We start from the raw sequence: 12,483 nt of genomic DNA, 5'->3' as shown, positions 1-12,483 counted from the left end.
ATGCGCACCAAAACCATCTTTATCATCATTTTCACTATTTTGATCACTGTTTTTTTAATGATCAATACAGATGCTGTTGAATTTGACTTTATCGTCACCAAAGGACAGATTTCAAAACTGGTTGTAGTAGGTGTGTGTACTTTTATCGGATTCATCCTGGGTTACATGGCAGCCAAACCGAGAACTGTCATCAGTACTTATGACGACAGGCCGGCAGACCAGGATAAGTTTAACTCAGAACCCAAAGATGGTTTGAGCGAAGAAGACAGAGAGTATATCAGTTAGTATCTCAGGCATGAATTTCATAAGAGAACTTAATCTCAGCTGAACGGCCGATAATATTTGACACAGAACAGTACTTGTCAAAAGTAAGATCCAGTGCTCTTTCAACTTTCTGAACACTCAGCGCGCCAAACATGTCAAAGTGGATATTGATCACATCAAAGATCGCCGGGATCTCATCGTCCTTACGGGTAGCAGTGATTTTGATTTTCACATCATCCAGCGGTTCTTTCTGTTTGGTTAACATATTGATCATGTCAATCGCACTGCAGCCGCCCAAACCAACCAGCAACATTTCCATTGGCCTGAAACCTTTGCCCTCGCCGCCAATAGATGGATTTGCATCAATCCCTACGGTTTGCCCTTCTGTGTTTACTGCCTCAAAATGAAATTTTTTATTTTTTCTTGCTAAGTTAATTTCCATGGTTTTAAATGTCGTAAAATACCCTGTTGGTTTGTTCTAATCCGGGAAGGGTTACCGGATGATCAAATATCGCAAAAACACTTGAACCGCTGCCACTCATCAAAGCGAATGTTGCACCCGCATGATAAAGATCGGCCTTCAGCTGCGCAATTTCGGGATATTTGCGGAATATTGTTTCTTCAAAATCGTTCTTCATTACCTCTTTCCATTGATCAGGCGGCAGGCTCATCAGCTCTCTTACATTGACAGCAGGACTGGCAGGCTTTAATCCTCTGAAAGCATCTGCGGTAGATACATGCACCGGCGGTTTCACCAGTACCATATTCCAGGAAGACAAATCAATATCCAGCGGCTCAAACCGGTCGCCGCGGTCTGTCGCATATACCGGCTTGTTACCGATGAAAAATGCGCAGTCCGCACCAAGCAGCCGCGCATAGTCTTCCATTGCATTTACAGACAATTCCAGTTTGAACTTATCGTTAACCAGTTTGATCAGAAAGGCCGCATCAGCTGATCCACCGCCAAGTCCGGCGCCTACCGGAATATTTTTAAACAGCGTAATCTGTTGCGGAGGCAGGCCGAAATCTTTTTTCAGCAAATTGTAGGCCTGCAGGCACAGATTGTCTTTGCTATCTCCGGGTATAGCTACGCCCCTGATCTCGCAGAAGGTTGTGTCCGCATCGGTGATTTCTATGGTATCATAAATCTTTACAGGATAAAAAACCGTTTCCAGCGTATGATAACCGTCGGATCTTTTTTCGATTACATTTAAGCCAAGGTTGATCTTGGCATTCGCGAATGCAAGCATTGTATATTTTTAAAGATTGAAGACACAAACTTAAAGATTTGATCCCGCATGATGCCTGTAATTATTACTATAGTAATAAAAAATATAAGTAGTTTTGTAACTTAAGCAATGTCTCTAACAGAATCATGCACTGGACATGGTTCAAATAAGTTATATCGATACATGAAACAATATCTGGATTTAATGCAGCACGTGCTGGATACTGGTGCACAGAAACACGACCGGACAGGAACAGGGACCATCAGCGTTTTCGGCTATCAGATGCGTTTCAACCTGCAGGAAGGCTTCCCTATGGTAACCACTAAGAAACTACACCTCAAATCAATCATTCATGAACTGATCTGGTTTCTGAGTGGTGAGACAAATATTAAATACTTAAAAGATAACAATGTAAAGATCTGGGACGAATGGGCCGATGAAGATGGGAACCTCGGACCTGTTTATGGTTCGCAATGGCGCTCATGGCCGACACCTGACGGCGGACATATCGATCAGATCAGCAAGATCATCGATACCATAAAGAAAAATCCCGATTCACGAAGGATCATTGTATCTGCATGGAATGTCGCGGAAATTGACAGCATGGCCTTACCTCCATGCCATGCATTTTTTCAGTTCTATGTTGCCGATGGCAAATTAAGCTGTCAGCTGTATCAGCGCAGTGCCGATATTTTCCTGGGCGTACCTTTCAATATCGCATCATATGCTTTGCTCACTATGATGGTTGCGCAGGTATGCGGACTGCAGTATGGCGATTTTATTCATACGCTGGGCGACGCACATTTATATAATAACCATATTGAACAGGCAAAGCTGCAATTGAGCAGGGATGCCAAACCGCTGCCCGTAATGGAAATCAATCCCGAAGTAAAAGATATCTTCAGTTTCAAGTTCGAAGATTTCAATCTGAAAGGTTACGAACCTCATCCGCACATAAAAGCTGCAGTTGCCGTATGATCATTTCTATCATGGTAGCGATCGCAGAAAACCATGCCATCGGAAAAAACAATCAGTTGTTATGGCGACTGCCGGCAGACCTCAAACATTTTAAAGACACGACCAGCGGGCATACCGTGATCATGGGGCGCAAGACTTTCGACTCTGTAGGAAAGCCGCTGCCCAACCGCAGGAATATTGTCATTAGCCGCAACGCCTCGCTGGAAATACCAGGGGCAGAAGTAGTAACCGACCTCGATGCGGCAATCGCCCTCTGTGAGGAAAATGAAGAGGTCTTTATTGTAGGAGGTGCCGAAATCTACAAAATGGCAATGGGCATCACTGATAAAATTTACCTGACAGTAGTGAAAGGAAATTTTGAGGCAGACACCTTTTTTCCTCCTATAGATACTCGTTTCTGGGAAGAAACTGATAAAATCAGTTTTGAACCGGATGAAAAAAATGCCTGGGCTTATACATTTTCAACCCTTCTCCGTAAATAGTTCACTATCCTCAATAAATATTATAGAAGGCTGACTATTAATTAAAAAATTAATTAGATTTGCCGACTTGTTGAAAAATAATACAGCATAGACAAATAATTACAAACAAAAAATGCAAGGTAAAGGTTTCATTAAATTTATGGCAATACTATTAGGTATTGTCTGTGTGTATTCACTCTCGTTCAATCTCGTAACATCGAAGGTAGAAAAAGACGCTAAAGCGTATGCCAAAGGTGACCTGGTTAAAGAAAAAGCTTATTTAGACTCCATGTCGGCTGTACCTGTTTATCCTGTTTTAGGATTTGACTATCAGTTCTGCAAAGGAAAAGAAATCAACCTGGGTCTCGACCTTAAAGGCGGTATGAACGTAACGATGGAAATCTCGTTAGGTGAACTGGTAAAATCTTTAGCGAACAACACTGATGATGCCAATTTCAACAAAGCACTCTCCAGCGCACAAACGCAGCTGAATGCAGGTGGCAAAGATTTCATTTCCCTGTTTGTAAATGACTTTGAAAAAAACAGCCCTAATGTAAAACTTGCAGATTTTTTCTCTAACCAGGATAACGCGCAACAGCTGAAGGCCAGTGCCAGCAATGCTGAAGTAAAAACATACTTACAAAAAGAAGCTGCCAGCGCAATCGACCGTTCGTTCATCATCATCAGAAGCCGTATCGACGGATTTGGTGTAGTGAGCCCGAACATGCAGAAACAGGAAGGTACCAACCGTATCCTGATTGAGATGCCGGGTGTGCAGGACAAAGAAAGGGTCCATAAATTATTGCAAGGTTCTGCAGAATTACAGTTCTGGCAGGTATATCAAAATGAAGAGGTTTACTCTATCATGGAGAATATCAACAAAACACTGGCTACAGTAGTAAAAGATACCACTGCAACTGCAGCGGCTGCAGATACCTCAGCAAAAAAAGGAAGCGCTCTTGCTAACCTTGCAAAAAAATCTACCGGTAAAGATTCTCTGGATCTGAAAACTAAAGAACTTGCAAAAACCAACCCGCTGTTTGCTGTTTTAAATATTCCTACTTACCAGGGCGAAAACGGACAGCCTGCTTTACGTCCGGGTGCAACTGTTGGATGGGTAGCACAAAAAGATACAGCCAAAGTAAATGCTTACTTCCGCACACCTGAAGTTGCAGCGATCATTCCGCAAAGCATGAAATTCATGTGGAGCGTTAGGCCAATGGATGGTACCAAGGTTTTCGAAATGTATGCGATCAAATCTATCAACCCTGATGGAAAACCAGATTTAGGTGGCGAAGCCATTAGCGATGCCCGTCATGATTACGATCAGAAAGGTAAACCTGAGGTGACCATGTACATGACTGGCGAAGGTGCTCAGAAATGGAAAAAAATTACTGCTGAAGCTTCGGCCGATGCAAACAATAAAAAAGCGATTGCAATTGTTCTGGACAACGCAGTTTACTCTGCCCCTACTGTGCAGAATGAAATCCCTAACGGTATCTCTTCAATCACAGGTAATTTCACAGTAAACGAAACACAGGATTTAGCGAATATTTTAAAAGCAGGTAAATTACCGGCTCCGGCACGTATTGTTGGAGAGTTTGTAGTTGGCCCTTCATTAGGACAGGCTGCAATCGACAACGGTTTGCTTTCATTTGTACTTGCCTTTGTTGTGATCCTGATCTTTATGGCGCTGTATTACAACAAAGCCGGATGGGTAGCTAACCTTGCATTGGTGATTAACTTGTTCTTCATTATGGGTATCCTGGTTTCACTGGGAGCTGTACTGACTTTACCTGGTATCGCCGGTATCGTTCTGGTAATTGGTTTATCAGTGGATGCAAACATCCTGATCTTTGAACGTGTAAGGGAAGAACTTAATCACGGTAAGAGCACAGCTGCTTCGATCTCTGAAGGTTTTAAACATGCAATGCCTTCGATCATCGACTCAAACGTTACCATCTTGATCCTGGGTATTATTCTTTACGTTTTTGGTAGCGGACCTGTTCAAGGTTTTGCAACTACACTTTGTATCGGTATCCTGTCATCACTTTTCTGTGCGGTTCTGATCTCACGTTTGGTGTTTGAATCTCTACTGAACAAAAACGCAAACATTACTTTTGGTAACAAAGCAACAATCCACGCTTTCAAAAATATCGCTTTCAACTTTGTTGGACGCAGAAAGCTTTATTATACGATCTCTTCGATCATCATTGTTTTAGGTATTGTTTTCTACTTCAAAAACGGTGGTTTAAGGTTGGGTATCGACTTTAAAGGCGGACGTACTTACATTGTTCATTTCGATAAAGGAATGGATACTGAAGATGTGAAAGCTAAACTAGCCCCAAGCTTTAAAAATGAAGAGCTGCAGGTTAAAACTGCTGGTAACAACCAGGACTTAAAAATCACTACTACTTATCATATCACTGATCAGGACGCTGGTGCTGATAAACTGGTTGAAGATGCACTAAGAGGTGGTTTGGCTACGACAGGTGTAAAATACAGCATTGAGAGTAACCAGAAAGTTGGACCGATCATCGCAAGTGATTTAGTGTACAGCGCTTACGGAGCAATCCTGTTCTCATGCCTGGTCATGTTTATCTATATCATCGTAAGGTTTAAGAAACTGAACTATGGTTTAGGTGCGGTTATCGCATTGTTCCATGACGTATTACTTGTATTATCATTCTATACGATCCTTGATGGCGTATTGCCTTTCTCTCTGGAGATCGGTCAAGACTTTATCGCGGCGATCCTAACGGTTATGTCTTACACGATGACAGAAACTGTTGTAGTATTTGACCGTATCCGTGAGAAACTTGCAGAAGCAGGTAAAGATGATCTTTACGGTGAAGAACGCAATACACTGATCAATTTCGCACTGAACAGTACGCTGAGCAGGACCATCCTGACCTCATTAACTGTATTCTTCGTGTTGCTGGTGATCTTCATCTTTGGTGGAGAAAGCATCCGCGGATTTATCTTTGCATTGCTGATCGGACGTATCATCGGTACGTACTCGTCACTGTGTATCTCTACTCCTATCGTAATCGACCTGGGACAAAAAAAACCAAAATTGAGCTAAGATATTTATCATACTGACAGGGTTTCCCTGAAAATGCAATGCCCCCAAAAAGTTAGACACTTTCTGGGGGCATTTTTATTAAAGCGCTTTTTTATTCCCATATTTTTGGTTTAAATTGGCAGCCTAACCAGATGCGCTATGAAGTTAATTGAATGCCCGAGAGATGCCATGCAGGGAATACATGAGTTCATTCCTACAGCGCTCAAAGCACAATATATCAACCTGCTTTTGCAGACAGGCTTTGATACAATTGATTTCGGGAGCTTTGTATCACCAAAAGCGATTCCTCAACTGAGGGATACCAAAGAAGTGCTTGCACAGCTTGATCTTGGCTACTCAGCTACAAAGCTACTGGCCATTGTGGCCAATCTAAGAGGCGCAGATGAAGCGATGGCCTGCCCGGAGATCAGTTACATAGGTTTTCCATTTTCTGTGTCTGAGACCTTCCAGCGGCGTAACACCAATTCCGGTATCCTGGAGTCTTTAACAACCGTTGAGCAGATGCTGGAGCTTTGTGAAAAGCATGGAAAAACTGCAGTGGTTTATCTTTCTATGGGATTTGGAAATCCTTATGGGGATGAATATAATGCCGCAATCGTTGAGGACTGGGCGGGAAGACTAGTAGAGAAAGGCACTAAAATCCTATCCCTTTCGGATACCATAGGTGTATCCACGCCTCCACAGATAAAGCAACTACTGCCTTTGCTTATGCGCAGCTTCCCTGAAACTGAGATTGGCCTTCATTTGCACAGTACGCCGGAAAGCCGGATAGAAAAAATTGAAGCTGCTTATCAAAGCGGCTGTAAGCGATTTGACAGCGCGCTGAGGGGATTTGGCGGCTGTCCGATGGCAAAGGACGACCTAACAGGAAATATGGCCACTGAGGACGTAATTAATTACCTTCAACAACAGGGAGAAAACCTAGAGCTTAATCTCGCTAAACTGCAGGAAGCTTTAGCGCTTTCTACCACCGTATTCAATATCTGATTATTTCTTTACCATTCTGAAATGCTGAATACCAGCTTCTTCAAACTGCTCGCCCTCGATGGCAAAGCCGAACTTGGTATACAGGCCCACGGCATCGCTCTGTGCGTTTAAATAGATGGGCTGATCATCATCCGGGATATCATCCAGGACAGCAGCAACCATAGCGAGCCCTACCCGCTTGTTACGGAACTCTTTTAATACGGCAAAACGTTCTAATTTATAGCCCTTATCGGTTTTACGATAACGGCAGGCACCACAGGGCTGGTTGTCCAGTAAAGCCAGAAAGTGTACGGAAACATCTTCATTTTCCAGTTCCAGTTCTGCGGGAACTCCCTGCTCTTCTACAAAGACTTTTCTGCGGACAGCAAAAGCGCTTTCAAGCTCTTCTTTGGTCCTGATCTTATTTACCTGCAGTATTTCCATTGTGTTCTTTATTTGGTTTAGGCTTACGCAGATGCCTGGATTTATACTCATTTACTTCCTCGGCGGCATCTATGGAATGAGAACAATGAATATCGGTTTCTTGTTTGGCAAGTTCTGCCAATGTAACGTAGAATTTATGCAACTGGTCCAGATCCTTTTCTGTAAGGTCTTCAATATCCACCATTCTGTTGCTTGCGCGTTCATGGGCAGCAATCAATTCATTCAGTTTCAGCTGGATGGCCTTACCATCTTTATTCTGTGCTTTCTGGATCAGGAATACCATCAGGAATGTGATGATTGTAGTTCCTGTATTGATCACCAGCTGCCAGGTTTCTGAATAATGAAAGAGCGGACCGGTAACAGCCCAGATGATCACCGTTAACAGGGCAATCACAAATGCTGTGGAACTCCCCGTAAATTTTGTAGCTGCATTTGAAAATTTTTCAAATAGATTTTTCTTGCCGACTGTTGCTTCCATGACTTATGTGTTATCACGTAAAGTTGAACATTAAAATGGATTAAACAGTCCTGACAAATGTTAAATACGTGAAACTATTGTCCGTTAACATAACTTTTAAAATAGCCGCACTCCTGTATTACTTCCCGGTAAAATGCCGTGTTGCGGTACCGCGTATATAAGTCGGCAAAATAACGTGTAGCATAGGCAGTAGTAAAATCGATATCCCAGTAGTATTTCTTCTCATTGGCCGGGTCGTTAAAGGTTTCATTGTAAATATCATTCCGCTCGCATTTAGCAGCCATGAAGGTGCAGCGCGCTTGCTGTGTGGCGGTTTTAGCCGCTGAACGCGCCCGCAGGTAATATTTTTCGGCGATGGCCGATGAGGTAAAGCGCGACCTGAATTCGAGCGGGATATCCATTGGTGATGTGGCATCTGAACCGGTGATTGCGGTTTGATAAAATACCCTGGCATTGCCATAATGTGTGATGTTATAATACACATTACCCAGCAGCAAATTATTGGTATAAAGGTTTTTCCCGGCAGCGATTTCAGCTTTTATGGCTTTGATCGTTTTCAGGACGTCCAGTGCCGTATACTTTTTGGTTTGCAGCGCCTCAAAATCACAGTCGTGACAGTCGTTGATCCTGCCGTTAAAGGGATTGGCCAGTAAGTCAAATGTGGCATTTTCTCCGGATTTCTCCCAAAGGGCTATAGCTGCATCAGTTTTTTCCTGGTACACCAGCATTAAGCCCTGGTGGTAGTACAGATCGCCCGGATCATAAGGATAATACCGCAGCATCGCTTTTTCAAAAGGAGTTTGATTAGTTTTGCCCAGCAGTGACTTCATCGCGTCAATGTTTTCATTCTTTACATAAAATGCGGTGCTGGTTTGGAAACATTCAGATTTGAGCAGTTGTCCCTGCTTTTTATACAGGCGGCTCAGCAAATTAATACTTTCTGAGAGGGCGCGCTGGTACCTTAGATTGGCCAGCGTATCCTTCTGATCACGCAGGTCAGCAAGCCAGTTAAGATCCGGCACCATTTCGGTTTCTGTTTCTGAATCTATTTTCTTCAGGCCGGAGAGGTACAGGTTCCAGTTCAGCAATCTGTACTGGGCTTCGGCCAGGCGGTTGTTTGCAGGGAGCTGCTGTTTTGCCTGTCTGTAAAATTTGCCTGCAGCGGCCACATCTCCTGTCAATACATGCAGGTATCCGGCGGCCATGTTCCAGTAATAAGGTTTTTTGATGTCGCCCTTAAGGGCAATACGGTCAACCAGGGCAATGTCCTCTTTGGTTATTTTTATCTGTGTTGTGCTGTCCCTGTACACTTCAGCATTAGGAGCCTCGATCTGGTTGATCAGCCTGCTCAGCAAAAGGTCCAGTTTCTCTGATTTCGGATCAAGCGCATATATATTTTCTATGGCCCTGTTTTCATCCTGCACAATTCCCATCATATGCCAGAGCGTGATTTTCTCTTCTTTGTTTTTTGCCAGCATTAAACTTTCTTCCCAGTCTTTTTCATCCTGCGGATGGAAGCTCCACTTACTTGGGATTTTCATTTCGGAGGAAAAGTTATAGCACAGACTGTAGAGGTAGTTTGCCCTGGCAAAATCCTGGCGTTTGTAATAATGCCCTGCCAGATATCCCAATGCGCGGTAGTACATACTGTTTTTGGGAAAGCTCTTCTGATACTTGTTAAACAGCGTAACCAGGCCGCTCTGGTCCGGCCCCGCACTGCTGTCGGCATTGAGGGCAGGCAGTTCTTCAAAATAAGCATAACGGATCAGCTGGAACCAGTACCGCTGCCTGATAAAGGGATCATGGCTTTTCTTAAATGCTTTCAACAGCGATACATTAACTTCAGGTTCGGGGCTAACAAAGGTTACCTTCTCGTCCCAGTAGTAAGTCTGGTTTGATACGGCAAACTGCTCACATTTCTTCGCCAGCAGTAGGTATTCGAAAAATGTACTCCTCTGTTTTTTGGTCAGGCCCGATGATTTGAGAGAGGATAAACTGTCGGGTAAAATTTTCAGATCACCTTTAAAATAGCGGTATGACGAATCTATTTCTGCATAGGATGATTTAAACAGTAAAGTATGGAGATCTTTTTGCCTTATCTTACTGTCCAGGTAAACATTCCATTCATCAGCCACCTGCTGGTTATAGCGGGTATTGCTGTCATCATTGAAATCGCTGCCGTAATAGCTTTGCCAGCTGTTATAAAAAAAGGGCGAGTACTGGTGGTCTACAAAAGCTTCGGGACTGAAGTTAGAATATTCAGACTCGTCCCAGTCGCCACCGCCACATGCCCAGACTACACCAGCAGCACTGATCACTGCCAGGCTAAAAATGAGCAGAAATTTCTTTGATATCTTTTGCATATAGAGGTAATAAATTGACTGATGAGATTTCATAATAAATGACAGTTCGGTTGTTGAGCGGTGCCAGGTATGCCGAAACCTGTTTTGCGGCCGCGGCAAGAATTTCGTGATCTGTTCCTTCAAACTTGAACACATCCCCCGTTTTTACATATACCCCTTTCAGATAGAAACTTTTAAGGGCTGTAAAGGCTGGGACAGACAGGCTGCCGGAGGATATTTGTTCAAAGTTTTGCGGGTTTGACAGTTCTGCGAGGCTGATCTTCGCATAGGATTGCACTACCTTATCTGCCCTGATTTGGATAGCCCATGAAAATGCGGGCAATGCCACATCTAAAGGTAAATGGTAATGAGGCAGGGCAGCAATATAAGCTGCTGCATCCTCGGGGTTATAGATAGAGTTCCTTACGTTTAAAGCGGCAGATATCTTTCCCATATTGTAAAACATCAGCAGGCCTTTGTCAACAGGTGGTACTCCTGTACGTTCGGGATATTTAACCTGGTGCAGACGTATGGTTGCTTCGAGTTTTTTGCGGTTATATCGTTTAAAAGCGCGCAGGAAAGCAAAATACCTTGTCTTTGTGCTTACCGACCAGTCGCAGTCTATCTGAATATCTTTGTACACGATACCATTTTCAGCCGCAAGACGGACAAGCAGGCGATTTGCTTTAAAGGCGAGGCTGTCTATTCCTGAAGGAGCAGTTTGCTGCAGCGACTGGTTGGTGATGTAAATAACCGGGGTAATGGACAAAGCTGATACTGACTCTTTAAACGCAATTACTCCATTTGGTAAGGCCTGCAGTTCCTGTTTGTTCCAGACGATATCAAAAAAACGCAGATACAGGCGGTTATTTGCAGCACTTCGAAGCAGTTCTTTCTCTCCGGGTTTTAACTGGAATACTGTTTTCCAGAAATAAAAGGCGGTATGGGCGGTTGACCGGTCCTTACAGCTGCTAACTAAGATCAGCAGCACACAGTACAACATTGTCTTGAATTTAAGCTGTGTACCTTGCCTTTTACGATTTATCATTTTGATAAAGGTAAAAAAAAAGCGCTTCCCGGATCAACCGAAAAGCGCTAATATTTTTTAAGCGCTAAATCATCTTCAGCTATGCTTAAACTTATATTAAGCTAATTTGTCGCTTGCGTTTTTGCAGTTCAAATCTTCGAAAGCCTGAGTTAAACGCTCAACAAAAGTTTCTTCACCTTTACGTAACCATACGCGAGGGTCATAAAATTTCTTGTTAGGCTTGTCTTCTCCATCAGGATTTCCAATCTGTCCCTGAAGATAGGCTTCGTTTTTCTTGTAATACTCAAGGATACCTTCCCATAATGCCCATTGCATATCTGTATCAATGTTCATTTTAATGGCACCGTAAGAAATTGCTTCTCTGATCTCTTCCTGAGTAGAGCCTGATCCGCCGTGGAATACAAAGTTGATAGGTTTTTCCGCAGTAAGGGCAAATTTTTCTTTAACGAAGTCCTGTGAGTTTTTCAAAATTACGGGCTGCAGTTTAACGTTGCCTGGTTTATACACACCATGAACATTACCAAAAGCTGCTGCAATTGTAAATTTATCACTCACTTTACTTAATTCTTCGTAAGCATAAGCTACTTCAGAAGGTTGAGTATATAATTTAGAGCTGTCAACATCGCTGTTATCAACGCCATCTTCTTCACCACCTGTTACACCAAGTTCGATTTCGATCGTCATGCCCATTTTAGCCATACGGGCTAAATATTTTGCAGAGATCTCCATGTTTTCTTCGATTGACTCTTCAGAAAGGTCAAGCATGTGCGAAGAAAATAATGGTTTACCTGTTTCAGCAAAGAATTTCTCTCCGTGTTCTAACAAACCATCAATCCATGGCAATAATTTTTTAGCAGCGTGGTCTGTATGTAATACTACAGCAACACCATAATGCTCTGCTAATAAATGAACATGTTTTGCTGCTGATACCGCACCAAGTACACATGCATTTAAGTTGTCATTATTTAAGGTTTTTCCCGCATAAAATTGCGCGCCACCATTAGATAATTGAATCATCACTGGTGAATTCACCGCTTTAGCAGTTTCCATAACTGCATTGATCGTATTTGTACCGGTCACATTAACTGCAGGTAATGCAAATTGATGTTTTTTTGCCTGTTCGAATAGTTCTTGAAGGGCATCTCCGTAAATTACGCCTTTATAGCCTTTTAAACTCATTGTTATTAG

The 12,483-nt window shown here is 43.0% G+C and carries 12 protein-coding genes; 5 read left to right on the top strand and 7 right to left on the bottom strand.

Going from position 1 to position 12,483, the window contains the following annotated elements; all coding sequences use genetic code 11:
• The gene (locus FN831_RS18460; protein WP_142529666.1) at positions 1–285 is read left to right on the top strand and encodes a LapA family protein; all 285 of its coding nucleotides are present in this window, start codon (positions 1–3) and stop codon (positions 283–285) included.
• 4 nt (positions 286–289) lie between these two features.
• Here FN831_RS18460 and FN831_RS18455 read toward each other — a convergent pair whose 3' ends face one another.
• Positions 290–706: an OsmC family protein gene (locus tag FN831_RS18455; RefSeq protein ID WP_142529665.1), complete on the bottom strand. Its 417-nt coding sequence runs from the start codon at positions 704–706 to the stop codon at positions 290–292.
• Positions 707–710: 4 nt separating this feature from the next.
• On the bottom strand, positions 711–1,514 hold the full coding sequence (ispE, locus tag FN831_RS18450) for a 4-(cytidine 5'-diphospho)-2-C-methyl-D-erythritol kinase (RefSeq protein WP_142529664.1): 804 nt from the start codon (positions 1,512–1,514) through the stop codon (positions 711–713).
• Between the two features lie 162 nt (positions 1,515–1,676).
• Here ispE and FN831_RS18445 point away from each other — a divergent pair, with 162 nt between their 5' ends.
• From FN831_RS18445 to FN831_RS18430, 4 genes are all read left to right on the top strand, one after another.
• A complete protein-coding gene (locus FN831_RS18445; RefSeq protein ID WP_142529663.1) occupies positions 1,677–2,471 on the top strand; it encodes a thymidylate synthase in 795 nt (264 codons plus the stop codon).
• Positions 2,468–2,953 carry a dihydrofolate reductase gene (locus FN831_RS18440; RefSeq protein ID WP_142529662.1) on the top strand — a complete coding sequence of 162 codons (486 nt, stop codon included), beginning with the start codon at positions 2,468–2,470 and terminating at the stop codon, positions 2,951–2,953. Before FN831_RS18445 ends, FN831_RS18440 begins: the two co-directional genes overlap by 4 nt.
• A 112-nt stretch (positions 2,954–3,065) precedes the next feature.
• Positions 3,066–6,017: a protein translocase subunit SecDF gene (secDF, locus tag FN831_RS18435; protein ID WP_142529661.1), complete on the top strand. Its 2,952-nt coding sequence runs from the start codon at positions 3,066–3,068 to the stop codon at positions 6,015–6,017.
• A 138-nt stretch (positions 6,018–6,155) separates the two neighbouring features.
• Positions 6,156–7,004: a hydroxymethylglutaryl-CoA lyase gene (locus FN831_RS18430; RefSeq protein ID WP_142529660.1), complete on the top strand. Its 849-nt coding sequence runs from the start codon at positions 6,156–6,158 to the stop codon at positions 7,002–7,004.
• On the opposite strand, the gene FN831_RS18425 is transcribed toward FN831_RS18430, so the two are convergent.
• From FN831_RS18425 to fbaA, 5 genes are all read right to left on the bottom strand, one after another.
• Positions 7,005–7,427, bottom strand: a complete 423-nt coding sequence (locus tag FN831_RS18425; protein WP_142529659.1) for a GNAT family N-acetyltransferase — start codon at positions 7,425–7,427, stop codon at positions 7,005–7,007.
• Positions 7,405–7,905 (bottom strand): low affinity iron permease family protein, encoded by a 501-nt coding sequence (locus FN831_RS18420; RefSeq protein WP_142529658.1) that lies wholly within the window; start codon positions 7,903–7,905, stop codon positions 7,405–7,407. Before FN831_RS18420 ends, FN831_RS18425 begins: the two co-directional genes overlap by 23 nt.
• Positions 7,906–7,979: 74 nt before the next feature.
• Positions 7,980–10,268, bottom strand: a complete 2,289-nt coding sequence (locus tag FN831_RS18415; RefSeq protein WP_246101617.1) for a hypothetical protein — start codon at positions 10,266–10,268, stop codon at positions 7,980–7,982.
• The gene (locus FN831_RS18410) at positions 10,231–11,295 is read right to left on the bottom strand and encodes a hypothetical protein (protein ID WP_246101615.1); all 1,065 of its coding nucleotides are present in this window, start codon (positions 11,293–11,295) and stop codon (positions 10,231–10,233) included. Before FN831_RS18410 ends, FN831_RS18415 begins: the two co-directional genes overlap by 38 nt.
• Before the next feature lie 96 nt (positions 11,296–11,391).
• Positions 11,392–12,474 (bottom strand): class II fructose-bisphosphate aldolase, encoded by a 1,083-nt coding sequence (gene fbaA, locus FN831_RS18405; RefSeq protein WP_142529656.1) that lies wholly within the window; start codon positions 12,472–12,474, stop codon positions 11,392–11,394.
• Positions 12,475–12,483 lie beyond the last annotated feature (9 nt).

It is taken from the genome of Pedobacter westerhofensis, from assembly GCF_900182595.1.
Lineage (GTDB): Bacteria > Bacteroidota > Bacteroidia > Sphingobacteriales > Sphingobacteriaceae > Pedobacter > Pedobacter westerhofensis.
The sequence above is the reverse complement of the archived record's forward strand: the minus strand, read 5'-3'. Positions and strand labels throughout refer to the sequence as shown.